Here is a 25,618-nt window from a genome sequence, read left to right as displayed (position 1 = left end):
GCTTCATGCACTGGCTTTTAACACACTGTTGAGTTCTCAAGAAACGGACGCGTACACCATCACCCTGACCCGACCAAGTGGTCCGGCAGAACTCCGGGGCGTTCGTTCTGTTTTATTCTGCTCTTTCGTTGTGCCTTTATTCTTTCAGGCCTGCTTTTTCGTGTCAAACCGGCTTGTTTTGATCCGGTTGATTCGATCTAGCTGGCCCTGCTGGAATTTCGGCGGCCCCGTTTCCAGAGCAACCCCTCTAACTTACCAGCCCTTGAGCGGCTCTGCGAACCGATCTTCGAGACCGTTGGTTTCAAAGGGATTGTCGGCAAACACGACACAAGCCATACGGAAGTCACCGGAGTGATTGGAGTGGTTTGCGCCGGACCTTGCCGACATCAAAAGATTAGCAGCCCCCGAAGACCGCTCGAGACGTAACGGCGAACCCCGCAGCCGGGAAGTGGGAGGTCGGCAAAGCGGGCAGAGCAGAGCGGGCAGAGCGGGCAGAGCAGAGCGGGCAGAGCGGAAGGTGCCCCGGTCCGCAAGCGAAGCGAAGCAAGCCGAGCCGCCCAACCGCCCGGCCCAACCGCCCAGCCCAACCGCCCAACCCAACCATCCGGCCGCCTGATTCCACCGAACCGCCCCAACCGGCCGAGCCCGGCGAGCCGAACGAGCCGGCCGCATCGGCCGCATCGGCCGAGCGGGGGGATCCGAACAGGCATCGGCGGAAACATAGACTCGGCTGAGTGAGCAGCCAGACGCCGCCGACGGCGAAGAAGGTTCCCAGCGAGCGCGTGCACCACGGGGACACCGTGGTCGATGACTACGCGTGGCTGACGGTCAAGGACGACCCGGATGTGGTCGCCTACCTGGAGGCGGAGAACGCCTACACGCAGGAGGCGACCGCCCACCTCAAGCCCCTGCAGGAGACGCTCTTCCAGGAGATCAAGGGACGCACCCTGGAGACCGATCTCTCGGTCCCCACCCGCAAGGGCGACTGGTGGTACTACTCGCGGACGGAGGAGGGCAAGCAGTACGGCCTCCAGTGCCGGGTGGCGGCGGACGGCGAGACGCCGCCCGAGGTGAAGGCCGGGGAGTCGCTTCCCGGTGAGGAGGTCCTGCTCGACGGCAACGAGCTCGCCGGAGACTCCGACTTCTTCTCGATCGGTACCAGCTCGGTCAGCCCCGACGGCACCCTGCTGGCCTACTCCACCAACTTCACCGGCGACGAGCGCTTCACCCTGAGGGTGAAGAACCTCACCACCGGCGAGATCCTCCCCGACGAGATTCCCGGCATCTTCTACGGCGGCGCCTGGTCCGCCGACGGCACGACGTTCTTCTACACGACGGTCGACGAGGCCTGGCGGCCCAACCAGGTCCACCGGCACACGATCGGGAGCCCGGCCGAGGACGACGTGCTCGTGCACGAGGAGTCCGACGAGCGGTTCTGGGTCGGCGTCGGGCTCAGCCGCAGCGAGCGCTACCTGGTCCTCTCCGCCGGAAGCAAGATCACCAGCGAGGTGCGCGTCCTGGAGGCCGACGATCCCACCGGCGAGTTCCGGGTCGTCAGGCCCAGGGAGACCGGTGTCGAGTACGGCGTCGACCACGCGGGTGACCACTTCCTGATCCTGCACAACCGGAACGCGGAGAACTTCGAGCTGGCCACCGCGCCCCTCGACGACCCCGGCAGCTGGACGCCGATCATCGAGCACCGCGCCGACACCCGGCTGCTCGACATCGACGCCTTCGAGGGCCACACCGTCGTGCACTTCCGCAGGGACGGCCTCACCGGCATCCGCATCCTGCCCCGCGACGGGGAGGCGTACGAGATCTCCTTCCCCGAGCCGATCTACGACGTGGCCCCGTCGGGCAACCCGGAGTTCGTCACCGGACGGCTGCGGCTCGGCTACACCAGCATGATCACTCCGCCGTCGGTCTACGACTACGACCTCGGCGCGGGCGAGCTGATCCTGCTGAAACAGAAGGTGGTGCTGGGCGGCTACGACCCGGCCGACTACGAGCAGTTCCGCGAGTGGGCGACCGCCTCGGACGGCACCCGCGTGCCGATCTCGATCGTGGTCAAAAAGGGCACGGAGCGGCCCGCTCCCACCGTGCTGTACGGCTACGGAAGCTACGAGACCTCGATCGACCCGTCGTTCTCCATCGCGAGGCTCAGCCTGCTCGACCGGGGTTTCGTGTTCGCCGTCGCGCACGTCAGGGGCGGCGGTGAGATGGGCCGCCGCTGGTACGAGGACGGCAAGTTCCAGAAGAAGAAGAACACCTTCACCGACTTCGTCGCCGCCGCCGAGCACCTCTCCGCCGCGAACTGGTCGAGCGCGATCGTCGCCAGGGGCGGGTCGGCGGGCGGGCTGCTGATGGGCGCGGTCGCCAACCTCGCGCCGGAGACCTTCGCGGGCGTGGTCGCGGAGGTGCCGTTCGTGGACGCGCTGAACACGATCCTCGACCCGTCGCTGCCGCTGACCGTGATCGAATGGGACGAGTGGGGCGACCCGCTGCACGATCCCGAGGTGTACGCGTACATGAAGTCGTACACGCCCTACGAGAACGTGGACGGCCGGGTCTACCCGCCGATTCTGGCGATCACCAGCCTCAACGACACGAGGGTTTTCTACCACGAGCCCGCCAAGTGGATCGCGAAGCTCCGCGACGTCGCGCGCGGCGGGCCTTTCCTGCTCAAGACGGAGATGGGCGCCGGGCACGGCGGCCGCAGCGGCAGGTACGACTCCTGGCGCGAAGAGGCCTTCACCCTCTCCTGGATTCTCGACACGACAAAGGTGACTCAATGACATATATCGCGGCGAAAGACAGGTACGACGATCGCCAGCCGTACAACAGGGTCGGCAAGAGCGGGCTCAAGCTGCCCGCCGTCTCCCTGGGGCTCTGGCACAACTTCGGTGACGACAAGCCCTTCGAGGTCCAGCGGGACATCCTCAGGAGGGCCTTCGACCTGGGGGTGACCCACTTCGACCTGGCCAACAACTACGGCCCGCCGCCCGGAACCGCGGAGACCAACTTCGGACGGCATTTCCGCGAGGACTTCGCGCCGTACCGGGACGAGCTGGTCATCTCCACCAAGGCGGGCTACGACATGTGGCCGGGCCCGTACGGCGAGTGGGGGTCGCGCAAGTACCTGCTGTCCAGCCTGGACCGGTCTCTGGAGCGGATGGGGATCGACTACGTCGACATCTTCTACAGCCACCGGTTCGACCCGGACACCCCGCTCGAGGAGACGATGGGCGCGCTGGACCACGCGGTCCGGTCGGGCAAGGCGCTGTACGCGGGCATCTCGTCCTACTCGCCCGAGCACACCAAGGAGGCCGCGCGGATCCTGCGGGAGATGGGCACGCCGCTGCTGATCCACCAGCCCTCGTACTCGATGCTGAACCGGTGGATCGAGGGCGGGCTGCTCGACGTCCTGGAGGAGGAGGGCGTGGGCTGCATCGCGTTCTCGCCGCTGGCGCAGGGCATGCTGACCGACCGGTACCTGAACGGGATCCCCGAGGGGTCGCGGGCCTCGCAGGGGCGTTTCCTCACCCCGGACATGCTCACCGACGAGACGATGCGGCACATCCGCACCCTGAACGAGATCGCGGGCCGGCGCGGCCAGTCGCTGGCGCAGATGGCGCTGGCCTGGGCGTTGCGCGACAGGCGCGTCACCTCGGTGCTGATCGGCGCGAGCAGCGTCAAGCAGCTGGAGAACAGCCTCGCGGCGGTGGAGAACCCCTCGTTCGACGCCGGAGAGCTGGAGGCGATCGACAAGGACGCGGTCGACGCGGGCATCAACATCTGGGCCGGGTCCAGCGAGGCCTGACCTCCCCCGCTCGTCCGCTCTCGCGTACGGAGGCCGCCGGTCCAGGTGACCGGCGGCCTCCGGCCGTGAAAGGCCCGGGAAACGCGAGAAGACGAGGGCGAAGACGAGCCGTACGGGAGCCGGACGGGGTCAGAGCGCCTCGTGCCTCTGCAGGTACGTGAACGAGGCCCAGCCCGGCAGGACCGGCAGCCAGAAGGTCAGCAGCCGGAACAGCAGCACGGCCGAGGCCGCCACCTCACGCGGCACGCCCGCCAGGGTGAGCCCGGCCGTGAGGGAGACCTCGACGGCGCCGAGCCCGCCGGGGGTCGGGGCGGCCGAGCCGATGGCGTTGCCCGCGAGGAAGACGATGGCGACGGCGGCGAAGTTGATGGAGCCGCCGAAGGCGCGGACACAGGCGTCCAGGCAGACCACGAAGAACAGGGTGAGCATCAGGGTGCCGCCGAAGCCCTCGACGATCTTCCGGGGTGACTGGAGGATGTCGAGCAGGCGCGGCATGACGCCGGAGAACAGCGGGCGGAGCCGCGAGATGATCATGCGGCGCAGGCGTGGCACGCTCACGACGACCAGGATCAGCACGGCCACGGCGAGCAGCGTGATCACGAGGGTGCGCGACGGGGTGAACGACGAGGCGGTGTTGGAACCGGTGATGTAGGCGAACAGCAGCAGCAGGGCGACGTGGCAGGCCAGCCCGATGAGCTGGGAGGCACCCACGCTGGCCACCGCCTGTCCCGGAGGGATGCCGCGTTTCTGCAGGTAACGGGTGTTGACCGCGACCCCGCTCACCGCGGCGGGCGCGACGAGCTTGACGAACGACCCGGCGAACTGGGCGAGCACCGTACGGCCGAGGGGCAGCTTCTCCGGCACGAACCCCATCAGCATGAGGGCGGCGGCGACGTAGCTCAGCATCGCGGCGACCAGCGCCACCCCGGTCCAGCTCCACTTGGCCGACGTGATCATGTTGAGGTTGATCTGGGTCAGGTAGTAGACCAGGAAGTACGCGGCGAACGCGGTGCCGATGATGGTGATCAGGGTCCGGGGACGGAAGCGCTCCAGGCGCACCTCCTCGGCCTCGGTCCTCGGCTTGAGCTCGACGATCCGGTCGCGGATCTCGGTGAGCACTTCCTTGTTCCTGGTGAGCGCGGCCCTGGTCTCCCGGGTCAGCGCGATCCGCTGGAGCAGGGGAAGCGCGTCGGCGAGCACGCCGGACCCCGCCACGGCCGCGGCGGCGGCGACCGCCCGCTCGGCGCCGACGCGCAGGCTGAGGTAGGTGAGCAACTGGGCGATGTCGAGACGGAGCAGCAGGTCACCGGCGGCGATCTCACCGCTGCGGGCGTCCATCAGGATGACCCGGCCCTCGCCGTCGACGTGGATGCTGTCGCCGGTCAGCCGCCGGTGGGCGAGCCGCTGGACCTGCAGCAACAGGACCTGCTCCCAGATCTGGGCGAGCAGGTTGTCGTCGATCTCGCTGTCGGGGATGCTGTCGAGCGCGCGGGTGGGGGTGTGCTCGTAGGCGAGCAGCGCGGCCTCGGTGCCGATCTCGCTGGTGCCGACGAGCCTGGGGGTGCTCGCTCCGGCCGCCTGCGCGGCGTACGCCATCAGGGCCTCGCGCTCCAGCTCGGCGCGGAGCGAGCGGATGGCCTTGCGGCGGGTCTCGGAGTTGAGGCGGATGCGCCGCCAGAGGCGGTAGAGCACCCCGGCGACCTGGCGGTCACGGTCGAGGACGGTCACGTCGAGGCGGCTGCCGTCCTTGAGGTCGACGGCGTAGCGGCGGCTGCTCTGGTGGTCGTCGTCGAGCCTGCGGGCCTTGACGGGGACGAAGCCCAGCTTGCGGAGCGCCGCGACGACCGCGCTGCCCGGCGGGCGGGTGTTGGGGCTGCCCACGCCGTACAGGGTGGCGTAGCCGACGGCCAGCCCGACCAGGATGGAGACGACGATGCCGAGGATGGTGGCGGCGAGACCGGCGAACAGGGCGACGGCGTTGAGCGCGACCGCGCTCCACAGGGCCGCCCGCCAGGTGGGGCGGCGGGATATTCGCACCGCGGTGACATAGGCGATGATCGGGGTGAGCAGGGTGTTGATCGGCTCGACCCCGGCCCGCCCGCCGGTCAGCAGGACCCGCAGGTCCTCGGGGCCGGCGCTGAGGATCCACTCGCCGAGAGCGAAGGAGAGCACCATCGCGGCGATGGCCGCGAAGAGTCCCTCGGCCACCCGGAGGCCGTCGCGGTGGAGCACCCGCTCGATGGCGAAGGCGACGGGCACGCCGAGCATGGCCGACGCGCTCAGCACCCCGGCCAGGCCGCTGAGCAGGAACGGCGCCCGGCTGGTGCCGTCGGCGACATCGCCCTCCAGGCCGTTCAGGGTCTTCTGCGCGACGAAGGCGAGCATGATCACGGCCACGAGCACGAGCAGGGTCGCCAGGAACCGCAACAGGTCGGAGGGGCGGCGGATCCGCTGCGGGAGCAGCGGCTCGACGACGTGCACGGCGAGATCGTCGCCCGTCCTCAGCCCTGTGCCGTTGACGGACGTCGTTTCGTCCAGTTCCCCGATTTTCGTCACCGCCTGCGATTCTGCACGTTCCGCATTACAGGTGCGTCACCGATCTTCTCCTTGAGTGTCCACAATCAGAGTCATGCGTATCTCAGTGGCCTCCGACAGTCTTGACGGTGTGGCTTCCATCTTGGTCTCCGCGATCGAAAAAAGAGGTCACACGGTGATACCTCATGGCGCTTTGGCCGAGGAACGGGCCGACTGGGCGTGGTGCTGCGCGCGTGCCGCGGGGGAGGTGGCCTCGGGGGCCGCCGATCAGGCGATCGTGTGCTGCTGGACCGGGACGGGCGCGTCGATCGCGGCGAACAAGGTGCCCGGGGTGCGGGCGGCGCTGTGCGCGGACGCGGCCACGGCGGACGGGGCACGTCGCTGGAACGACGCCAACGTGCTGGCGATCAGCCTCCGGTTGACCTCCGCCCCGCTGCTCGGGGAGATCCTGGACGCCTGGTTCGCGGGGAGCCCCAGCCTCGACGAGGGGGACCGGGCGAACATAGCGTACCTGTCCGAGATGGAGAATTGACTGTTCTACCTGCGGGAACAATCGATTTGATGGGTGACGGCCTGAAAAACTGACCATCATGTTCCGTCACCCGTCCGCGTCCTTCCGAGCCGCGCCCGAGGGCCGGGAAGCCCCTTCCGTCGCTCCGAGGAAGTTGCTGGCCGCGATCACCATGGCCTCGGTCATGTCCCTGGCCGTCGTGTCCGCCGTGTCCACCGCCCCGGCCGGCGCGACGCCCACACCCGGGGGTGGCGCGGTGCCCGTTCCCGGAGGGCGCGACCCCGCGCGGGCCGGCGCGACGCCGGCCCCCGGAGAAAGCGTCTCCGGACCGCCGGCCGGGAACCCCCTCCCTGCGGGCGCGGAGGCGTTCGGGTCGTCGGTCAAGCTCGCGTCCCTCAAGAGGCACCTGGAGAGGCTCCAGAGGATCGCCGACGCCAACGGCGACACCCGGGCCGCGGCCACACCGGGCTACGACGCCTCGCTCGCCTACGTCGCGGACAGGCTCCGTGCCGCCGGATACCGGGTCACCTCGCAGGAGTTCAAGATCTCCTTCTTCCGCGAGGTCGCGGCCCCCGTGCTCGAACGGACCCGGCCCACGGCCAAGACGTACGTGCCCGGCACCGACTTCAGGACCATGACGTACTCCGGCTCGGGAAAGGCGACGGCCCCGGTGCAGGGGGTCGACCTGGTCCTGCCGCCGAAGCAGGGGGTGGAATCCACCTCGGGGTGTGAGGCGAGTGACTTCTCCGCATTCGTCCCGGGCAACATCGCGCTGGTCCAGCGCGGCACCTGCAGCTTCCAGGTCAAGGCGGAGCAGGCCCAGGCCGCCGGCGCGTCCGGCGTGATCATCTTCAACGAGGGCCAGGCGGGCGAGGGGAACGCCGACCGCCGGCCCCTGCTCGGCGGCTCGGTCAACATCTCCACCGTGCGCATCCCGGTCGTCGGCACCGGCTTCGCGACCGGTGAGGAGCTGGCCGCGCCGGGAACGAGGGCGACGCTCGTCGTGAACGCCGAGAGCGCTCCCGACCGCAGGACGCGCAACCTCATCGCCGAGAGCCGCTGGGGCGACCCGGACAGGGTCGTCATGCTCGGCGCCCACCTGGACAGCGTCATGATGGGCCCCGGCATCAACGACAACGGCTCGGGCACCGCGGGCATCCTGGAGACGGCGCTGGCGGCGAAGTCGCTGCGGACGAAGAACAGGCTGCGCTTCGCCTTCTGGGGCGCCGAGGAACTCGGCCTGCTCGGTTCGAAGCACTACGTGGCCGCCCTGCCCCCGAGGGAGCGGGCGAAGATCAAGCTTTACCTGAACTTCGACATGATCGCCTCGCCGAACTACGTTTTCGGGATCTACGACGGAGACTCGTCCGGCGCGGTCGCCGGCGCGACTCCGCCCCCCGGATCGGGCCCGATCGAAAAGCTCTTCCAGGCGTACTTCGAGGCGGTGGGCAAGCCGTACCAGGACGCCGAGTTCAGCGGCCGCTCCGACTACGGCCCCTTCATCGCGGTCGGCATCCCCTCTGGCGGGCTGTTCACCGGCGCCGAGCGCCTCAAGACCGCCGAGGAGGCCGAGAAGTTCGGCGGCAGCGCCGGGGTGGCGTACGACAAGTGCTACCACCAGGCGTGCGACACCATCGCCAACATCGACGACAAGGCGCTGGAGGTGAACGCCGGCGCGATCGCGGCGGCGGCGTTCGTATACGGGTACGCCCGCGACCTCCCCGGTCCCGGCGCTCTCGGGGCTCCCAGCGGTCCCGGTGCCTCCGAGGGGCCCGGCAAGGGTGCCGTCGCACCCGGCACGCCGGACACCGTTGGGCCAGGCACCGGCGCGGGCGGCCTGGAGTCCGGCCACGACCACGAGCACGGCGGCCTTCTCAGGTGAGGCGCCCTCCCCGATGACGCCGGGGCCGCGCGGCGTACCACGCGGGGAGAGCCGGGCGGCGCGCGGCAGGAGCGCCGCAGGGAGGACCTGAGGGGCCGGTGCCGGAAGGGGGCCGCCAGGGGCAGGCAGGGGAACGCGCGTGCGTCCCGGCCCGGGGGCGCGGCTACAGTCGGGGCATGTCGTCAGGCGAATTGCGAGTGCTGGGGGCGTGCCCGCTGGACTGCCCCGACACCTGCTCCTGGGTGGTGACCGTCCAGGACGGCAGTGCCGTCAAGATGCGCGGCAACCCGGACCACCCGTACACCCGGGGCGCGCTCTGCGTGAAGGTCAACCGCTACCTGGAACACACCCGGGCGGCCGACCGCATCCTGCACCCGATGCGGCGGGTCGGCCCCAAGGGGTCCGGCCGGTTCGAGCGGATCAGCTGGGACGAGGCCCTGGAGGAGATCTCCGTACGGCTGCGGGGCATCGTCGACGAGCACGGCGGCGAGGCGATCTGGCCCTATCTGGGCACCGGCACGCTGGGATACGTCCAGGGGTCGGAGGGGATCGCCGGGAGGCGGTTCTGGAACGTCCTGGGGGCGTCGAGGCACTTCCTGAACATCTGCTCCTCTGCCGGGAACTCCGGGCTGCGGCAGGTCTACGGCACTCCGGGCGGCATGGACCCCGAGACGTTCGCCCTGTCCAGGCTCATCCTGCTGTGGGGGACGAACACGCTGACGTCCGGGCACCACCTGTGGAAGTTCATCCAGGACGCCCGCGCGGCCGGGGCGCACGTGGTGGCGATCGACCCGATCCGCACCCGCACCGCCGAGCAGGCCGACGAGCACCTGCCGATCCGGCCCGGCACGGACGCGGCCCTCGCCCTGGGGCTGATGAACGTCGTCCTCGCCGAGGGCGCCGAGGACCGCGACTACCTGGAGAACCACACGAGCGGCTGGGAGCACCTCCGCGAGGAGATCCTGCGCCACCCCCCGGCGCGCGTGGCGGAGATCACCGGGCTGCCCGAGGCCGACATCCGGGCCCTGGGGACACGCCTGGCGCGTACGCGGCCCACCGGAATCCGGGCCACCATGGGCGTGCAGCGGCACGCGGGCGGCGGCACCGCGATGCGGACGATCGCCTCCATCCCGGGCGTGACGGGCGACTGGCGACACCCGGGCGGCGGGATCGCGTACTCCACCAGCGGGCACGTCCACCTGAACATCGACACCCGCGACGACCTGCTCCCCGGGCCGGTCCGCACGCTGACCATGACGCGGCTGGCCGACGAGCTGGACGAGTCGGTCAAGTGCCTGTGGGTGTACGCGGCGAACCCGATGGGTTCCACCTCCGGCCAGAACCGGGTCCGCGAGAGGCTGCTGCGCGAGGACCTGTTCACCGTCGTGATGGAGCAGTTCCCGACCGACACCGTCGACTACGCCGACATCGTCCTTCCCGCCACCATGCAGATCGAGCACGCCGACCTGCACGCGGGCTACGGGCACATGTACCTGATGTGGAACGAGCCCGCCGTCGAGCCGCCGGGCGAGTGCCTGTCCACCACCGAGACGTTCCGCCGCCTGGCGCGGCACATGGGGCTCACCGAGCCGTCCCTGTACGACTCCGACCTGGAGCTGGCCGAGGAGCTGCTCACCTCGGGGCATCCCTCCCTGGAGGGGATCACGCTCGACCGGCTGCGCAAGGAGGGCTGGGTCCGCCTCAGCGTCCCCCAGCCGTTCGTGCCGTTCACCGACGGCTTCCCGACGCCCTCCGGCCGGATGGAGTTCGGCTCGGGACCGGCCTACGTCCCGTCGCACACGGCCTCGGCCGCTCCGGGACCGTACCCGCTGGCGCTCATCACGCCCGCCTCCCACACCTTCCTGAACACCACCTTCGGCAACAACCCCGAGCTGCTGAAGCGCTCGAAGGGCCCGCGGATCCTGGTCAACCCCGAGGACGCCTCGCGCAGGGGGCTGAGCGAGGGGCAGCGGGCCCGGGTGTTCAACGACGACGGCGAGTTCGAGGCCGTGGTGGAGATCAGCGAGAAGGTACGGCCCGGGGTGGTCGCGTCCACCAAGGGGCACTGGCGCAAGCTCAGCCCGGGAGGCGCGACGGCGAACGCCGTGGTGGCCGCCCGCGACGCCGACCTGGGCCGGGGCGCCGTCTACCACGACAACCTGGTGGAACTCGCCCCGTGCGCCACCTGATGGATCAGATCAGCGCAATCTTGTATCCCTCGTGGGACGCGACGAAGCCGAGGGAGTCGTAGAAGCGGTGGGCGTCCGCGCGGGACTTGTCCGTGGTCAGCTGGACCAGGGCGCATCCCCGGGCCCGGCCGCGGTCGAGGGCCCACTCCATCATCGTGCGGCCCAGCCCCCGCCCCCGCAGGCCGGAGGCGATCCGCACCGCCTCGATCTGCATCCGGAGCGCGCCGCGACGGGAGATGCCGGGGATGTAGGTGAGCTGCATGGTGCCCACCACCTCGCCGTCCAGCTCCGCGACGATCAGCTCGTTGCCCGGGTCGGCGTCGATGGCCTCGAAGGCGGCGAGGTGCTCGTCGCCGAAGGCCCCCTGGCGCGAGGCCGCGACGGCGTCGTCGGCGAGCATGGCCACGATGAGCGGGACGTCCTCGGCACGGGCGATACGGAATTCCACCGGCATGACGGCCAACCTATCCGGCCTACCCGGCCTACCCGGCCTGTCCGGAACCGCTGATTCCCCCCGCCAGCACCCCGGCCACGTCGGCGGGCGTGAATCCCGGCCCCTTGGCGGCCTTGCCGTTCTCGGTGCCGGACTTCGTCATGTTGGCCCTGTGCACCTCGGCGAGCACCCGGTCCAGGTCGATCCCGTACGTCAGGGCGGTGCCGTACGCGACATAGACCACGTCGGCCAGCTCGTGCGCCACACCGGCCAGGTCGCCCGCCTCGGCGGCCTGCGCCACCTCGGCCGTCTCCTCGTCGAGGAACCTCTGCCGCAGGCGGGCCAGCTCCACCGGAGGCAGGCCGGGGGCGTCGGAGAGGGGAAGCCCGATCTTCTCGTGAAACTCTCGAACCAGGCGCGCCGGTGATGCATCCATGCGCGTCAGCCTAAGCCTTGCCCTCACCCCGGAAGACGGCGCGGGCGGCGTCCCCGATGGGGCGACTCCGGGGACAGTCAGGGTTGCTCCCCGATGTGGGCAAGGGGGTGCGGGAGGCACTCTGGGGGCATGAACGACGAACTGACTCGACGTGATGAGATGTCCCTCGCCGGAGCGGCGCTGCGCGGTGCTCCCTGGAAGGCCGCCGCGGTGACCGGCGGTGCGGTGGCGGCCACCAGCCTGGGGCTGAGCCTGCTCTCCGGAAGCCTGGATCTCGCGTGGGCGATGATGGTCGGTATCGGCCTGTTCTCGCTCGTCGCGGCCATCGGCTCGATCAGCAAGCCCACCGTCGGTGACCGGGTGACCCGGCAGGCCCGGCTCTGGGCGCTGCGCCACCCCTGGAGGTTCTCCCTCTATCCCGCGCTCGGCTCCGCGATCCTGCTGTATCCGGTGCAGCTCGTCCTCGACGGCGAGGGCGTCTTCGGGGCGGCGCTGGACGCGCTCCAGGGGGGTGTCGTGGTCTACCTGATCACGGCGATCGTGGCCCTCACCCTCAAGGGACGCGGCCAGACCTCGCTTCCCGGCGGCCACTGAACCTCATGGTCCGGTGGCCATCGGACCCCACGGTCCGGCGGCCACTGAACCTCGCGGCCCGGCTGGGCACGGCCCTGTCCAGGCCCAGGTGGCCGCCAGCTCCCACGCGACCGGCCGGTCCCACGAGACCGCCGGTCCCACGGCCCGGCCGAGCCTTTCTGCGGACCGGGCCGGGACCGTCAGGAGACGCTAGACCCTCTCGTAGTCGGCGCGGCAGACGCAGAACTCGTTGCCCTCGGGGTCGAGCATCGTGACCCAGCCGCTTCCGTCGGGATTGCGGTGGTCCTCGGAGATCGTGGCGCCGAGCTCGGCGAGGCGCTCGACCTCCTCGTCGCGGGTGGTGCCCGCCGAGCCGGTGATGTCCAGGTGGACCCGGTTCTTGACCGCCTTGTCCTCGGGGACCTTGATGAACAGCAGATCGACCCGGCCGCCCTGGAGAAGGACCTCCTCGTCGTTCTTCTCCGTGTCCGGGTGGAGCTCCCCGCCGGAGGCGTCGCGCCAGAAGGTCGCCAGCTCGTACGGCTGGTCGCAGTCGAAGGTCACGCAGTGAACGTCAATCATGCCCCCCACCCAACCCGACACCACCAAAGCCGTCAAGCTGGTTTCGGGCGAGCCGTTTCGCGGTCCGCGAGGCGTTGCCGGATGTGTCCCGTACGACCCGCCGGAACGTCCGGGCGCGCGGTCAGTGACCGCCTCCGGCGAGGTTGAGCCCGACGACGCCCGCGATGATGAGCAGGATCGAGGCGATCTTGAGGGCCGAGGCGTCCTCGCCGAGCGCGACGATGCCGAGCGCGGCGGTGCCGACGGCTCCGATGCCCGTCCAGACGGCGTAGGCCGTCCCGACCTCCAGGGTTTTCAGCCCCAGGGCGAGCAGGCCGAAACTGAGCACGCTGAAGACCACGAAACCGACGCTCGGCATCAGGGCGGAGAACCCGTCGCTCAGCTTGAGCGAGTAGGCCATCGCGACTTCGAACAGACCGGCGACCACGATGAAGATCCAGGCCATGACAGCTCCTCCTTGATCAGGAGCGTCGTCTTTGCCCACCGGGTACGGCGCGTCTCGTCCGGGAACGCCTCTTTTGAGCGTTCTATCGGAGGAACGAGCCGGATCTCACTTTGATTCCCACCAGAGGGTGAACCACCGGTCGCGGGGCACCGGCCACATGTCCAGCTCCACCACCGCCGCGACGACCTCGTCGGCCCGCTCCGGTCCGAGGCAGAGCCTCCGGCAGGCGCTCTCGGCGAGATCGTCGAGCCGGGTGAAGCGGGGCAGCGGGGCCACCCGCCACTCGTGGCGAACCTCGTGGCCGAGTCTCTCGGCGACGGCGATCACGTCGTGGGCGGTGGGCCTGCCGGGGCGGGTGATGCCGTGAAAGTGCTGCCAGAGGGGGTTGAGCCAGCTCATCGGGTGCCGGCCGGTGAGTTCCAGGACGACCCGGGCACGGGCGTGGCGGGTGAGCTCGGTCAGGAACTCGGCCAGATCGGGCACGTCGTAGACGACGTGGGCGGAGACCGCGACGTCCGCGACCGGGGTCAGGGCCGCGACGTCGGGCCAGCGGCCGTTGACGATCCGGGCGGGGACGCCGAGCGCCGCGGCCCTGGAGGCCAGCTCGGCGAGCATGGCGTCGGAGGCGTCGACCGCGATCAGCTCCCCCAGTGCCCGGCCCAGCGGCAGGGAGGCCGCCCCGGCGCCGGCGCCGACGTCCAGCAGGCTCCCGCCGGGCGGGAGGGCCTCGGCGATCCGCGCCAGGGTCGGCCCCTCGGGAACCGCGAGGGCGAGGTCGGTGCGCTCGGCGAACCGCGCCGGGGAGTGGCCCCAGGGATTGACCGGCGCCCTGGCCGCGATCTCCTCGGGGATGCCCCACATCCCGAGGTCTGCCCGCCACTGCTCGTCCATGGGACGAGCCTAGGAGAGCTTCCCCCGCCCGTCGATCGGCCACCCTGGAGCGTCTTGGGGCGGCGTGACGAACGTCCCAGCCGGGGTTGTTTTCTAGGGGTTACTCGCGGGTAGCATTACAGGTAACGTTACTGGCGAGTATGGAAAGTTCCGGACCCCCGGTTTCAAGGAGCAGACCCCATGGGCCACTACAAGAGCAATGTCCGTGACCTGGAGTTCAACCTCTTCGAGGTCTTCGGGCGCCGGGACATCCTGGGCACCGGCCTCTACGCCGATCTGGACGAGGACGTGGTGCGGAGCGTCCTGGAGGAGGTCAACCGTCTCGCCACGGGCGTGCTCGCCGACTCCTTCGAGGAGGGTGACCGCACCCCGCCGGTGTTCGACCCCGCCACCGGGACGGTGACGATGCCGGAGGGCTTCAAGAAGTCCTTCGCCGCCTACCGCGACGCGGGCTGGACCAACCTCGGCCTTCCCGCCGAGATGGGCGGGCCCGGCCTGCCGAGCAGCGTCAGCTGGGCCCTGGCCGAGCTCGTCCTCGGTTCCAACCCCGCCGTGTGGATGTACTCCAGCGGCCCGGCGTTCGCCCACATCCTCCACATGATCGGCACCGAGGACCAGCGGCGCTACGCCGAGCTGGCCATCGAGAAGCAGTGGGGCGCCACCATGGTGCTCACCGAGCCGGACGCCGGCTCCGACGTGGGCGCGGGCCGCGCGAAGGCCGTCAAGCAGGACGACGGCACCTGGCACATCGAGGGCGTGAAGCGCTTCATCACCAGCGCCGAGCACGACCTGTCCGACAACATCTTCCACCTGGTGCTGGCCCGCCCCGAGGGGCACGGCGTCGGCACCAAGGGCCTGTCGATGTTCCTGGTCTCGAAGTACCACGTGGACCTGGAGACCGGCGAGCTCGGCGAGCGCAACGGCGTCTACGTCACCAACGTCGAGAAGAAGATGGGCCTCAAGGTCTCCACGACCTGCGAGGTCACCTTCGGCGGCGAGCACCCTGCGGTGGGAACGCTGATCGGCGAGGTGCACGAGGGCATCAAGCAGATGTTCATGATCATCGAGCACGCCCGGATGATGGTCGGCTCGAAGGCGATCGCCACGCTCTCCACCGGCTACCTCAACGCCCTCGACTACGCCAAGCAGCGGGTGCAGGGCGCCGACCTCACCCAGATGGCCGACAAGTCGGCCCCCCGCGTGACGATCACCCACCACCCGGACGTCCGCCGGGAGCTGATGCTCCAGAAGTCGTACGCCGAGGGCATGCGGGCCCTGGTCATGCTCACCGCCACCTACCAGGACGACGTGCTGATCGCCGAGCACGAGGGCCGCAGGAACGAGCACGCCGAGGCGATGAACGACCTGCTGCTGCCGCTGGTCAAGGGAGTCGGCTCCGAGCGCTCGTACGAGCTGCTCGCCCGTTCGCTGCAGACCCTGGGCGGCTCCGGATACCTGCAGGACTACCCGATCGAGCAGTACATCAGGGACGCGAAGATCGACTCCCTGTACGAGGGCACCACCGCGATCCAGGGCATGGACCTGTTCTTCCGCAAGGTCCTGCGCAACCAGGGGGCCGCTCTCGGCTCGCTGTACGCCGACGTGAAGGCCTTCGCCACCTCCGAGGCGGGCAACGGACGGCTGAAGGAGGGGCGCAAGCTCCTGGGTGAGGCCGCGGACGACGTCAAGGCCATGGCCGACACCATGGCGGGCTGGGCACTCGGCTCGCTGGAGACCCCGCAGGAGGTCTACAAGGTCGGCCTGAACACCACCCGGTTCCTGCTCGCCCTGGGCGACGTGGTGATCGGCTGGCTGCTGCTGCGCCAGGCCGAGGTGGCCCTGGCGGCGCTGGGGTCGGCCACCGAGGGCAGCGACCACGCCTTCTACACCGGCAAGGTCTCCGCGGCCTCGTTCTTCGCCCAGACCGTCCTGCCTCGCATCGCCGCCGAGCGCCGCACGCTCGACGCCACCGACCAGGACCTGATGGAACTGCCGGAAGAGGCCTTCTGACCTGGCATGACCCAGTCTGACCCGGCCTGAACCCGCGGGTTCAGGCCGGAAGACCACCTGTTCCCGCGGCAGGCACGATGAGGGACCGGCCCCGTTCTCGGGGGCCGGTCCCTCATCCGTTTTCAGGCTCCGCGCGCCGTGACGGGACCTCACGGGCGTCCGGTGGCGGAAAGCCGGACGGCCGACCGTCGAGCCGCGTCATCTCGCCCCGGGTCCAGGCGCCGGAGGCCACCGAGGCGTGGGGAAGGGCGAAGGAGGATGGATCATCGCAAAGTCATTGACAACGATGCGCTGTTATTCTCATACTGAGATTGTCTCAACCTGAGAAGGACATGTGATGGATGAATCCGAGTTCCTGGCCGGATACGACCCGCGGGCCTATCCGGCGGTGGCGGTGACGGTCGACGTGGTGGCGCTCACCATTCGCGGGGGCGGGTTGCGCGTTCTGCTGATCAGGCGGGCCGAGCAACCCCATGCGGGGCTGTGGGCGTTGCCCGGGGGGTTCATCCGGCCGGGAGAGGATCTACCGCAGGCCGCGGCGCGGGAGCTGGCCGAGGAGACGGGACTGTCAGGGCCGTCTGGATCGTCGGGCCGGATCCACATCGAGCAGCTCGCCAGTTACGGGGCGCCCGAGCGCGATCCGCGGATGAGGGTCGTGTCGATCTCCTACCTGGCGTTCGCCCCCGACCTGCCCGACCCCCGGGCGGGCTCGGACGCGGCCGACGCCTCCTGGCACCCGGTCGACAAGCTGCCGGAGCTCGCGTTCGACCACGACCGCATCCTGGCTCACGGGCTGGAGCGGGCCCGCGGCAAGCTGGAGTACACCCCGCTGGCCACCGCGTTCGCCGGTGAGAGGTTCACGATCTCCGAGTTGCGCGGCGTCTACGAGACGGTCTGGGGCGTGCCTCTGCACGCGGGCAACTTCCACCGCAAGATCCTGTCGGTGCCCGGCTTCGTGGAGAGCACCGGCGAGACCACCGAGAGCGGCGGGGCCAGGGGCGGTCCGCGCGCCAAGCTCTACCAGGCCGGCGACGCCCGGCTCCTGCACCCCGCCCTGCTGCGGCCGGCCAGGGAGGAGCAGATCAGATGACCACCACGGCCGAGGCGATCGCGCTGGTGACCGCCGCCCGCACGCCCGGCGACCTGTTCGGCGGGGACTTCCCGCACCGGACGTACCGGAGGCTGGCGAGGCTGCTCCACCCCGACCTCGCGCCGGGGGCGGAGGCCGCCGAGGCGTTCACCCGGCTGGCGGGGCTGTGGGCGGCCCGCGAAGGGGCACCGGAGCGGGCCAAGGAGACGGTGATCACCACCAGGCGGGGCACCTACCGGATCGGCGGCGTCTTCCGCCGGGGCGCGTCGGCCGTGCTCTACGAGAGCGGTCCCGACACGCTGCTCAAACTTCCGCGCAGCCACGCGGACAACGACCTCATGCGCCGCGAGGCGAAGTCGCTGGAGACGATCGCGCGCGACGGCGACCCGCTGCTCCTGCCGTACGTACCTCGCCTGGTGGAGTCGTTCCGGCACCGCTCGGAAGGGGTCGAGCGGCAGGCCAACGTGATCAGCCGGGTGCCGGACGGGTTCCTGAGCCTGGACGAGGTCAGGCGGCGGCGGCCGGTGCTCGACGTGCGGGACGCGGCGTGGATCTGGCGGCGGCTGCTGGTGGCCGTCGGCGCGGCCCACCGGGCGGGGGTCGTGCACGGCGCGGTGTTCGGGCAGCACGTCCTCGTCCACCCGATCGACCACGGCCTGGTGCTCGTCGACTGGAGCCAGTCGGTCCCGCTCGGCACCCCGATCACCGCCCTCGTGTCCAGGCACCGCGACGACTACCCGCCCTCGGTCCTGGCCAGGAAGCCCGCCACCCCGGCCACCGACATCCACCTCGCCACCCGCTGCGTGGCCGCCCTCATGGGCGATCCCGTCCCCGCCCCGGTCAGGAACTTCGTCCGGGGCAGCCTTCTCAGCCCGCCGGACGACGCGTGGCGGCTGCTGGGAGAGCTCGACGACCTGCTCGACGACCTGTACGGGCCGAGGAAATACCGGCCGCTCCATCTCTGACCCTGACCTTCACGATTTTCATAGAACGTTCCACCCCTGATCCGAGGAGATCATCCGTGGGAAGCGGAAACTGGTCCACCGACGTCTACTCCGCCGCCGCGAGCTACCGCGCGGCCAAGGGTTCGAGCGCCTTCGCCTACAGCGACAGCGGCGCCCGCTCCGCTCACCCCGACCTCGACCCGCACGGAGTGGCGCTCCGCGAGAGCCGCGACTCCGCCGAGCACCCCAACTCCCTGGCCGTGGCCGTCCTGTTCGACGTGACCGGCTCGATGGGCGGGGTGCCCCGCACCCTCCAGACCAAGCTGCCCGACCTGCTCGGGCTGCTGCTCCGCAAGGGATACGCCACCGACCCGCAGATCCTCTTCGGCGCGATCGGCGACGCCACCTGCGACCGGGCCCCGCTGCAGGTCGGCCAGTTCGAGTCCGACAACCGGATGGACGAGCACCTGGGCAAGATCCTGCTCGAGGGCGGGGGCGGCGGCCAGATGACCGAGTCGTACGAGCTGGCGATGTACTTCATGGCCAGGCACACCTCGATCGACTGTTTCGAGAAGCGGGGCCGCCGGGGCTACCTGTTCATCATCGGCGACGAGCTTCCCTACCCGCAGATCAAGCGGCGCGAGGTCGAGAAGGTCGTCGGCGAGCGGCTCAGGAACGACATCCCGACCAAGGACATGGTCGCCGAGCTGACCAGGATCTACGACGTCTACTACATCCTCCCCGCCGGAGCGAGCCACGCCGGGGACGGCCGGGTGCTGGCCGCCTGGCGCGAGCTGCTCGGCCAGAACGTGCTGGAGCTGGACGACCTGGACGCGGTCTGCGAGACCATCGCGCTCACCGTCGGCCTCGGCGAGGACGCCATCGACCTGCGGGAGGGGCTCGACGACCTCGACGAGCTCGGCTCGAACGCCGGAACCGCCGTGGGCAAGGCCCTCGCCAAGCTCGACCGGGGCACCCTCGTGGTGGCCGACGGGCTCGACCTGGGCGGCGACAGCGGCGTGATGCGGCTTTAGAAGACCTCCCCGCCGTGCGGCGGCCACCGCGAAAGCGGCGGGGAGTGCCACCACGAAGGGAGACGGTCCCTCCCCGGCGGGAACAACGCCCCGCCGGGGAGGGACCGCCGGTGGAAAGGCCCGGAACACCGCCCCGCCGGGGGGGACCGCCGGTGGAGGGGCCGGCGAGGACCGGCTCGCCGGGACAAGAGGACCGGCTCGCCGGAGAAGAAGGGAAAGAGGAGGAGACGAGGGTGAACGGGTGGCCGCATGCGTGAGCACGTGATCGTGACCGACCTCGGGTACGGCGACGCGGGGAAGGGCACCGTCGTCGACTGGCTCTGCGCCCGCGAGCCCGTCCAGGCCGTCGTCAGGTTCAACGGGGGTGGGCAGGCGGGTCACAACGTCGTCCTGCCCGACGGGAGACAGCACACGTTCGCGCAGTTCGGGTCGGGCACGTTCAGGGGCGTGCCGACCCATCTGTCCAGGTTCATGGTCGTGGATCCGCTGTCGCTGGCCAGGGAGGCCGACCACCTGGTCGAGCTGGGCGTCGCCGACCCGTTCCGCCTGCTCACCGTGGACCGGGACGCCCTGCTCGCCACGCCGTACCACGTGGCGGCGGGGCGGGCCAGGGAGCTGGCGCGCGGTGCGGACCGGCACGGGTCGTGCGGGATGGGCGTCGGCGAGACCATGGCCTACGCGCTGGAGCACCCCGGCCTCGCGCCGGTCGCGGGCGACTGCGAGGAGCCGGTCCGGCTCGCCCGCAAGCTGCGCGCGCTCCGCGAGGCCCTCGGGGTGACCGGGCCGCCCGTGGAGGACTGCGTCGACGCCTACCGGGCGTTCGCCGAGCGGGTGATCCTGGTCGGCTCCTCGTTCATGACCGCGCTGCTTCGCAGGCGGCCCGTGGTCTTCGAGGGGGCGCAGGGCGTGCTGCTCGACGAGTGGCACGGTTTCCACCCGTACACCACCTGGAGTACGACGACCTTCGCCAACGCGCTGGAGCTGCTCGACGGGGTGCCCGCCACGCGGCTGGGCGTGCTGCGGACCTACACCCCGCGCCACGGCCCGGGACCGCTGGTCACCGAGGACGCGGCGCTCGCGCTGCCCGAGGCCCACAACGGGACCGGCCCCTGGCAGGGGCCCTTCCGCACCGGCCATTTCGACGCGGTGGCCCACCGCTACGCGCTGGCGGTCTCCGGCGGGGCCGACGCCCTCGCGCTCACCCACCTGGACGCGCCGGTGTCGCGGATGTGCGTGTCGTACGACATCGGCGAGCTCCCGGTGGGCGCGGCGGGCGACCTCGACGGGCAGGCCGAGCTGACGGAACGGCTGCGAGAGGCCGGGCCGCGCTACGCCGACGGGATCGACGACTGGCCCGCGGCGGTGGCGGAGGCCCTCGGGGTGCCGGTGTGGCTGGGCTCGTCGGGGCCGACCGCCGCGGACAAGGTCCTTCTCGGTGGTGTGATCACGCCAGAGAGGGTATGACCAACTCCAGACTCTCTCTTTACCTGGCGGACAGCCTTACCCGGAGGAACTCATGGGTGTCGGGGTCAGCATCTTCTTTCTCACGCTCGGCGCCATCCTCCGCTTCGCCATCGAACCCGATGTGCTCGGCGAGGCCGTGCACATCGACGTGATCGGCCTGATCTTCATGATCGTCGGTGCGGTCGGAGTCGTGCTGAGCATCGTGATGGCTCCCAAGCGCGGGCACACGTCCGAGGATCGCCTGATGCACCGCGAGAACCACCCGCCGGAGGTCTAGGCATCCCCGGAGCGCGCCGCCCTAGAGCTCGAACTGCGCCGCCGCCCGCGAGGCCACGATCGGCTTGATGTACTCGGCGATCGCCGCCTGGTGCAGCGGGTGGTCGCGGTAGACGAGGAAGTCGCCGGCGCTGTCGAAGTCCGCGACGATGGCGAACTGGTGGTTGCCCGGGCTCACGCCCGCGTCGGGGCCGAGGGTGTAGGAGCGGATCTCCGTGATGGCCTCGGGCAGCTTGGCGAGCTCCGTGGCGACCCTGGCCCGCTGCTCCTCGGTGGCCTCTTCCGTCCAGGTGAACAGCACGACATGCCGGAACATGATCTTCCCTTCGTTCGGGTGCCCCAGGTGTCCTGAGTGCCCGGCAAGCGTACGGCCGGGCGCGCCACGACCCGGCGGCGCCCCCAGCCGGATTCCGGCCGGATTCCAGCCGTATCCCGGCGACTTCCCGGCGACTTCCCGGCGGCTTCCCGGCGGTACGGAACGGCGCCGATCCGCCGGTCTCGTACGGGAACCCGCTCTCACGCCGGGCGCAGTGCGGACCCGCGGCGTCCGGCCGACTTGATCCTTATCTGACCGGAGCGTCTCGGCACGGCTTCAAGCACGATCTTGTGGGCCGCCTCGGGGATGAACCGGAGGTCGTGGGTGATCAGGATGGTGGTGCGCCCGGCCATCAACCGCTTGAGCGGTTCCATGATCCGTGCCGCGGTGGGCGCGTCGAGGCCCGTCATCGGCTCGTCGAGGACGAGCACGGGCGCGTCACGCAGGATGGCCCTGGCGATGGCGATCCGCTGGCGCTGCCCGCCCGACATCAGCCGGCCGCGCTGCCCGATCGGCGTCTCGTACCCGAGGGGAAGCGTGGTGACGAAGTCGTGGACGTCCGCCATCACGGCGGCCCTGACGACGGCGTCCGGGTCCGCGCCGGGACTTCCGTAGGCGATGTTCTCGCGTACGGTCCCGGAGAAGAGCAGGTTCTCCTGCTGCAGGATGGTGATGTTGTCACGCAGCGACTCACGTGTCAGCTCCCGGATGTCCATCCCGTCGAGAAGGACGCGCCCGGCCGTGGGGTCGTAGAAGCGCAGCAGGAGCTTCGCGATCGTGGACTTGCCCACGCCGCTGGGCCCGGTGCACACGACCAGTTCGCCCGGCTCGACGGCGAAGGACAGGTCCCGCAGCGTGGGCCTCCTCCTGTTCGGATAGGTGAAGCCGACCCCCTGGAACTCGATGTGCCCTCGTCCGCGTCCCAGATGGACGGCGTCGTCGCGGTCGGTGACGGTCGGCCGGGTCGTCAGGATCTCGATGACGCGGTCGGAGCCCGCCGCCGCCTCGGAGACGGTGAGGGCGATCTGCCCCAGGTTCTGCACCGCCGGATAGAGGTAGGCGAGGTAGGCGGCGAAGGCGAGCAGGCCGCCGATGGTGAGGCGTCCCGAGGAGATCTCCCAGGCGCCGAACCCGAGAATGGTGATCAGGCAGATGGTCTCGATGACCTGCAGGACGGGCCCGTACAGGGAGGAGAGCCACGCCTGCGCCACGTTGGCCCGCATCCAGGTGCTTCCCTCTCCGTGCAGCCGCTCGGCCTCGACGCCCTGGCGGTTGTAGGACTGGACGAGCGACTGGTTGGACAGCCCCTCCTCGATGACGCTGTTCATGATCCCGTTGCTGAGCCGCTCGCGCGCCGACACGGTCCTGAACCTGCTCGCAAAGATCTTGGCGACCAGCAGGAAGGCCGGGACCAGCAGGAACGTCAGCAGCGCCAGATCCCACCTGATGTAGAAGGCGGCACCGGCGAAGAAGACGATGCTGACGAGCGTGGTGAAGAGCTTGACCAGGCCGGAGCCGATGAGTTCCTCGATGGCCTCGATGTCGTCGGTGAGCCTGGCCATCAGGTCACCGAGGCGGCGGTTGTCGAAGAAGTCGGGCGTGAGCGTCTGGATGTGCTCGAACACCCTGTCGCGCAGCCGCAGCAGGAAGCGCTCACCCCCGACGGCGGTGAGGTAGGAGCCCACGAAGGAGACCAGCCCCGCGGTCGCCGCGAGGCCCAGCCAGGCGGCGGCGGGAAGCCAGAAGGCCCCCAGGTTCTGCTTGCTGAGGACCTCGTCCGTGATGTGCCCGAACAGGCCGATCGCGGCGACCTCGCAGACGGCCGCGACGATGGCGAGCGCGCCACCGGCCACGAGCAGATGGCGGATGCCGCGGGTGTACGGCCAGAACTCCCGGAAGGTCCTGCGAATGGAGACCGTCGGCGCCAGCGGGGGACGGCGCACCGCGGCCCTCGCCCCATGAGGCGAGAGCGACTTTGAGAATGAGAGCCGACGGTTGACCCGCCGACTCTCATTTGTTTCCGCTAGCACCGGATCTGGCTTACCACCACCAGCCGCCCCCGCCGCATCCGCAGCGGCGCCGGCGTCGGCAGCATCCCCACTCCAAGAACCGGCCGGTCGGGAAGAGCTGCTTGAAAGTCATGGCTTCCCCCTTCGTGCTGAGCTTGTCGCGCTTACCAACCACGACACTAGCACCCATACCCTGACAAATCACCAAATTCAGCACGCATTAAAGATGTTTTAACAAGCCATTCACAGAAGCCATAAAACGTATTGATGGTAAAGGCTGACACAAGTTCCAAGCGTTGCCCCGCAGCCTCGCCCGAGCTGGGGATGCGCATCTTAAAGCTTGATCCACAGGAGCCAAAAAGGGGTTTCTCATTACCGCCCGACCGGCGGCCGGTACGGCGTCTTCGCGGCCGGGTGAGACCGTTCGAAGCCCTCGCGGTTTTCCCGTCGCGGAATTGACGCGCGAAACCGGAAAATGTCAGGCAGGCACTTCGGGGTATATCGGAAGGACCCGCCCCCTGCCCTCCAGGCCGTCCGAGGGGCCTCTCCTGCGAACGGTCCACGGGTCCGCCCCAGGAGGGGGCGGACCCGTCGGTGTCGTGGGGTCAGCCCCAGGCGAGCATGCGGAGCGGGTCCTCGAGCATGGCGCCGACGTCGCGGAGGAACAGCGAGCCCAGCTCCCCGTCCACCACCCGGTGGTCGAACGAGAGGGCGAGCGTGCAGACCCTGCGCGGCACGACCTGACCGTCCACCACCCACGGCATGTCCCTGACCTGGCCGAAGGCCAGGATCGCCGACTCGCCCGGGTTGAGGATCGGGGTACCCGCGTCCACCCCGAAGACGCCCACGTTGGTGATCGTGATCGTGCCCCCCGCCATGTCGGCGGGCTGGGTGCGGCCCGCCCTCGCGGTCTCGGCGAGGGCTCCGAGAGCACCGGCCAGGTCGGGCAGCGACAGGCGGTGGGCGTCCTTGACGTTGGGGACGAGCAGGCCGCGAGGGGTGGCCGCGGCGATCCCCAGGTTGACGCGACGCTTGACCACGATCTCCTGGCGGGCCTCGTCCCAGACAGAGTTGATCATCGGGTAGCGGCGGGCGGCGACGAGCACCGCCTTGGCGACCATGAGCAGCGGGGAGACCTTGACCCCGGCGAAGTCGGGCAGCCCGCGGAGGCGCTGGACCGCGTCCATGGTCGCCGTCACGTCCACCTGGAGGAACTCCGTCACGTGCGGCGCGGTGAACGCGGACGCCACCATGGCCTGCGCGGTCGCCTTCCTGACCCCCTTGACCGGGACCCGCTCCTCGTCCTCGCCCTCCCACGTCACGGCCGGTACCCGCGGCCGGGCGGGGGCGGCCTGGACGTCGCTCTCCTGGGCGGGGGCGGCGAGCGCCGCCTGGACGTCGTCCCTGGTGATCGACCCGTGCGGACCGGTCCCCAGGAGGGAGGCCAGGTCGACCCCCAGGTCCTTGGCGAGCTTCCGCACCGGGGGCTTCGCCAGGACCGCGCTCCTCCCCGTCCCCGGGGAGGAAACCGTGGAAGAGGCCGTGGACGGGGCCGCGGGCGAGGCCGTGACCGCGCCGGGCCCGTTCACGCCGGGTCCGTTCACGCCGGACCGCACCGCCTCGGGGGCCCGCGCCGCGGACACCGTTCCGGCGGGCGCGCCGGGCGTCGCCTCAACGGGCCGCGTCGCCCCGGAAGGCGTACCGGACCCGGACGTACCGGACGTAGACGGACCGGCCGCAGCAGATGTGCCGGACGCGCCGTCGGGGGATGACGGTTTGCGGGGGCGGCGCTTGGCCGCGCCCGGCTTGACGCCGTAGCCCACCAGCACCGGCTGCCGCACCTCGGCCGGCGGGGTCGGCACCATGTCGTCGGCCAGGGCTTCCGCCCGGTCGGCCGTCCCCTCCCCCGCTCTCCCGGCGGCGGGGGCCGGAGGGGGACCCGTGCCGTCGTCCACCGAGATGATCGGCCTGCCGACGTCCACGACCTCGCCCTCGTCCGCCATCAGCGCGGCCACCACGCCCTCGAACGGGCAGGGAAGCTCGACGACCGCCTTGGCGGTCTCGATCTCCACGATGATCTGGTTGACCTTGACCGGGTCCCCTGCCTTCACGTGCCAGCGGACGATCTCCGCCTCGGTCAGGCCCTCTCCCACGTCGGGGAGCTTGAACTCCTTCATC

At 70.3% G+C, this 25,618-nt stretch carries 21 protein-coding genes and 1 riboswitch; of the genes, 12 read left to right on the top strand and 9 right to left on the bottom strand.

Annotated elements, in window-relative coordinates; all coding sequences use genetic code 11:
- The first annotated feature begins 734 nt into the window (after positions 1–734).
- Together ACTOQ1_RS34200 and mgrA are read left to right on the top strand one after the other, a co-directional pair.
- Complete coding sequence (locus ACTOQ1_RS34200) at positions 735–2,795, top strand: S9 family peptidase (RefSeq protein WP_440072103.1); 2,061 nt, start codon at positions 735–737, stop codon at positions 2,793–2,795.
- Positions 2,792–3,820, top strand: a complete 1,029-nt coding sequence (mgrA, locus tag ACTOQ1_RS34195; protein ID WP_440072102.1) for an L-glyceraldehyde 3-phosphate reductase — start codon at positions 2,792–2,794, stop codon at positions 3,818–3,820. Before ACTOQ1_RS34200 ends, mgrA begins: the two co-directional genes overlap by 4 nt.
- 129 nt (positions 3,821–3,949) lie before the next feature.
- Here the strand turns inward: mgrA and ACTOQ1_RS34190 are convergent, their stop codons facing one another.
- Positions 3,950–6,376, bottom strand: coding sequence for a flippase-like domain-containing protein (locus ACTOQ1_RS34190; RefSeq protein WP_440072101.1), 2,427 nt, complete (start codon positions 6,374–6,376; stop codon positions 3,950–3,952).
- A gap of 73 nt (positions 6,377–6,449) precedes the next feature.
- Here ACTOQ1_RS34190 and ACTOQ1_RS34185 point away from each other — a divergent pair, with 73 nt between their 5' ends.
- From ACTOQ1_RS34185 to ACTOQ1_RS34175, 3 genes are all read left to right on the top strand, one after another.
- Positions 6,450–6,887, top strand: coding sequence for an RpiB/LacA/LacB family sugar-phosphate isomerase (locus tag ACTOQ1_RS34185; RefSeq protein WP_440072100.1), 438 nt, complete (start codon positions 6,450–6,452; stop codon positions 6,885–6,887).
- A gap of 58 nt (positions 6,888–6,945) precedes the next feature.
- Complete coding sequence (locus ACTOQ1_RS34180) at positions 6,946–8,748, top strand: M20/M25/M40 family metallo-hydrolase (protein WP_440072099.1); 1,803 nt, start codon at positions 6,946–6,948, stop codon at positions 8,746–8,748.
- Positions 8,749–8,924: 176 nt separating this feature from the next.
- Positions 8,925–10,937 (top strand): molybdopterin-containing oxidoreductase family protein, encoded by a 2,013-nt coding sequence (locus ACTOQ1_RS34175; RefSeq protein ID WP_440072098.1) that lies wholly within the window; start codon positions 8,925–8,927, stop codon positions 10,935–10,937.
- A gap of 4 nt (positions 10,938–10,941) precedes the next feature.
- Here ACTOQ1_RS34175 and ACTOQ1_RS34170 read toward each other — a convergent pair whose 3' ends face one another.
- Both ACTOQ1_RS34170 and ACTOQ1_RS34165 read right to left on the bottom strand, forming a co-directional pair.
- Positions 10,942–11,391 (bottom strand): N-acetyltransferase family protein, encoded by a 450-nt coding sequence (locus ACTOQ1_RS34170; protein ID WP_440072097.1) that lies wholly within the window; start codon positions 11,389–11,391, stop codon positions 10,942–10,944.
- Between the two features lie 28 nt (positions 11,392–11,419).
- On the bottom strand, positions 11,420–11,806 hold the full coding sequence (locus ACTOQ1_RS34165) for a MazG nucleotide pyrophosphohydrolase domain-containing protein (protein WP_440072096.1): 387 nt from the start codon (positions 11,804–11,806) through the stop codon (positions 11,420–11,422).
- Positions 11,807–11,935: 129 nt separating this feature from the next.
- Between ACTOQ1_RS34165 and ACTOQ1_RS34160 the strand changes: the two genes are divergently transcribed.
- Positions 11,936–12,400: a hypothetical protein gene (locus tag ACTOQ1_RS34160; protein ID WP_440072095.1), complete on the top strand. Its 465-nt coding sequence runs from the start codon at positions 11,936–11,938 to the stop codon at positions 12,398–12,400.
- Between the two features lie 189 nt (positions 12,401–12,589).
- Here the strand turns inward: ACTOQ1_RS34160 and ACTOQ1_RS34155 are convergent, their stop codons facing one another.
- The 3 genes from ACTOQ1_RS34155 to ACTOQ1_RS34145 form a co-directional block, all read right to left on the bottom strand.
- The gene (locus ACTOQ1_RS34155) at positions 12,590–12,961 is read right to left on the bottom strand and encodes a VOC family protein (RefSeq protein WP_440072094.1); all 372 of its coding nucleotides are present in this window, start codon (positions 12,959–12,961) and stop codon (positions 12,590–12,592) included.
- Positions 12,962–13,082: 121 nt separating this feature from the next.
- Positions 13,083–13,406 carry a DMT family transporter gene (locus tag ACTOQ1_RS34150; RefSeq protein WP_440072093.1) on the bottom strand — a complete coding sequence of 108 codons (324 nt, stop codon included), beginning with the start codon at positions 13,404–13,406 and terminating at the stop codon, positions 13,083–13,085.
- A 19-nt stretch (positions 13,407–13,425) separates the two neighbouring features.
- A riboswitch (guanidine-III (ykkC-III) riboswitch) is annotated at positions 13,426–13,492 on the bottom strand.
- 19 nt (positions 13,493–13,511) lie between these two features.
- On the bottom strand, positions 13,512–14,297 hold the full coding sequence (locus ACTOQ1_RS34145; protein ID WP_440072092.1) for a class I SAM-dependent methyltransferase: 786 nt from the start codon (positions 14,295–14,297) through the stop codon (positions 13,512–13,514).
- A gap of 180 nt (positions 14,298–14,477) precedes the next feature.
- On the opposite strand from ACTOQ1_RS34145, the gene ACTOQ1_RS34140 reads away from it, so the two are divergent.
- From ACTOQ1_RS34140 to ACTOQ1_RS34115, 6 genes are all read left to right on the top strand, one after another.
- Positions 14,478–16,307: an acyl-CoA dehydrogenase gene (locus ACTOQ1_RS34140; protein ID WP_440072091.1), complete on the top strand. Its 1,830-nt coding sequence runs from the start codon at positions 14,478–14,480 to the stop codon at positions 16,305–16,307.
- Positions 16,308–16,644: 337 nt separating this feature from the next.
- Complete coding sequence (locus ACTOQ1_RS34135; RefSeq protein WP_440072090.1) at positions 16,645–17,397, top strand: NUDIX domain-containing protein; 753 nt, start codon at positions 16,645–16,647, stop codon at positions 17,395–17,397.
- Positions 17,394–18,362: a lipopolysaccharide kinase InaA family protein gene (locus ACTOQ1_RS34130; RefSeq protein ID WP_440072089.1), complete on the top strand. Its 969-nt coding sequence runs from the start codon at positions 17,394–17,396 to the stop codon at positions 18,360–18,362. The genes ACTOQ1_RS34135 and ACTOQ1_RS34130 overlap by 4 nt, the downstream gene beginning before the upstream one ends.
- Positions 18,363–18,418: 56 nt before the next feature.
- The gene (locus ACTOQ1_RS34125; RefSeq protein WP_440072088.1) at positions 18,419–19,375 is read left to right on the top strand and encodes a hypothetical protein; all 957 of its coding nucleotides are present in this window, start codon (positions 18,419–18,421) and stop codon (positions 19,373–19,375) included.
- Positions 19,376–19,624: 249 nt separating this feature from the next.
- Positions 19,625–20,839 (top strand): adenylosuccinate synthetase, encoded by a 1,215-nt coding sequence (locus tag ACTOQ1_RS34120; protein ID WP_440072087.1) that lies wholly within the window; start codon positions 19,625–19,627, stop codon positions 20,837–20,839.
- A gap of 52 nt (positions 20,840–20,891) precedes the next feature.
- Positions 20,892–21,116: a DUF6458 family protein gene (locus tag ACTOQ1_RS34115; RefSeq protein WP_440072086.1), complete on the top strand. Its 225-nt coding sequence runs from the start codon at positions 20,892–20,894 to the stop codon at positions 21,114–21,116.
- Between the two features lie 21 nt (positions 21,117–21,137).
- Here ACTOQ1_RS34115 and ACTOQ1_RS34110 read toward each other — a convergent pair whose 3' ends face one another.
- From ACTOQ1_RS34110 to ACTOQ1_RS34100, 3 genes are all read right to left on the bottom strand, one after another.
- Entirely contained in the window at positions 21,138–21,431 is a 294-nt protein-coding gene (locus ACTOQ1_RS34110) for a Dabb family protein (protein ID WP_440072085.1), read from the bottom strand.
- A 200-nt stretch (positions 21,432–21,631) separates the two neighbouring features.
- Positions 21,632–23,374, bottom strand: a complete 1,743-nt coding sequence (locus ACTOQ1_RS34105) for an ABC transporter ATP-binding protein (RefSeq protein WP_440072084.1) — start codon at positions 23,372–23,374, stop codon at positions 21,632–21,634.
- Between the two features lie 671 nt (positions 23,375–24,045).
- Positions 24,046–25,617: a dihydrolipoamide acetyltransferase family protein gene (locus tag ACTOQ1_RS34100; RefSeq protein ID WP_440072083.1), complete on the bottom strand. Its 1,572-nt coding sequence runs from the start codon at positions 25,615–25,617 to the stop codon at positions 24,046–24,048.
- Position 25,618: the final 1 nt, after the last annotated feature.

It is taken from the genome of Streptosporangium sp. OZ121, from assembly GCF_051918885.1.
Classification (GTDB): domain Bacteria; phylum Actinomycetota; class Actinomycetes; order Streptosporangiales; family Streptosporangiaceae; genus Streptosporangium.
Note: the sequence above shows the minus strand (reverse complement) of the source record. Positions and strands in the feature narration are given on the sequence as shown.

Excerpts from the sequence above, each read along its gene's own strand:
- ACTOQ1_RS34115 (WP_440072086.1), top strand. The coding sequence starts at position 20,892 with ATGGGTGTCGGGGTCAGCATCTTCTTTCTCACGCTCGGCGCCATCCTC.
- ACTOQ1_RS34145 (WP_440072092.1), bottom strand. The coding sequence starts at position 14,297 with ATGGACGAGCAGTGGCGGGCAGACCTCGGGATGTGGGGCATCCCCGAG.
- ACTOQ1_RS34120 (WP_440072087.1), top strand. The coding sequence starts at position 19,625 with ATGCGTGAGCACGTGATCGTGACCGACCTCGGGTACGGCGACGCGGGG.
- ACTOQ1_RS34155 (WP_440072094.1), bottom strand. The coding sequence starts at position 12,961 with ATGATTGACGTTCACTGCGTGACCTTCGACTGCGACCAGCCGTACGAG.
- ACTOQ1_RS34170 (WP_440072097.1), bottom strand. The coding sequence starts at position 11,391 with ATGCCGGTGGAATTCCGTATCGCCCGTGCCGAGGACGTCCCGCTCATC.
- mgrA (WP_440072102.1), top strand. The coding sequence starts at position 2,792 with ATGACATATATCGCGGCGAAAGACAGGTACGACGATCGCCAGCCGTAC.
- ACTOQ1_RS34135 (WP_440072090.1), top strand. The coding sequence starts at position 16,645 with ATGGATGAATCCGAGTTCCTGGCCGGATACGACCCGCGGGCCTATCCG.
- ACTOQ1_RS34175 (WP_440072098.1), top strand. The coding sequence starts at position 8,925 with ATGTCGTCAGGCGAATTGCGAGTGCTGGGGGCGTGCCCGCTGGACTGC.
- ACTOQ1_RS34185 (WP_440072100.1), top strand. The coding sequence starts at position 6,450 with ATGCGTATCTCAGTGGCCTCCGACAGTCTTGACGGTGTGGCTTCCATC.
- ACTOQ1_RS34165 (WP_440072096.1), bottom strand. The coding sequence starts at position 11,806 with ATGGATGCATCACCGGCGCGCCTGGTTCGAGAGTTTCACGAGAAGATC.
- ACTOQ1_RS34160 (WP_440072095.1), top strand. The coding sequence starts at position 11,936 with ATGAACGACGAACTGACTCGACGTGATGAGATGTCCCTCGCCGGAGCG.
- ACTOQ1_RS34130 (WP_440072089.1), top strand. The coding sequence starts at position 17,394 with ATGACCACCACGGCCGAGGCGATCGCGCTGGTGACCGCCGCCCGCACG.
- ACTOQ1_RS34150 (WP_440072093.1), bottom strand. The coding sequence starts at position 13,406 with ATGGCCTGGATCTTCATCGTGGTCGCCGGTCTGTTCGAAGTCGCGATG.
- ACTOQ1_RS34110 (WP_440072085.1), bottom strand. The coding sequence starts at position 21,431 with ATGTTCCGGCATGTCGTGCTGTTCACCTGGACGGAAGAGGCCACCGAG.
- ACTOQ1_RS34100 (WP_440072083.1), bottom strand. The coding sequence starts at position 25,617 with ATGAAGGAGTTCAAGCTCCCCGACGTGGGAGAGGGCCTGACCGAGGCG.
- ACTOQ1_RS34180 (WP_440072099.1), top strand. The coding sequence starts at position 6,946 with ATGTTCCGTCACCCGTCCGCGTCCTTCCGAGCCGCGCCCGAGGGCCGG.
- ACTOQ1_RS34140 (WP_440072091.1), top strand. The coding sequence starts at position 14,478 with ATGGGCCACTACAAGAGCAATGTCCGTGACCTGGAGTTCAACCTCTTC.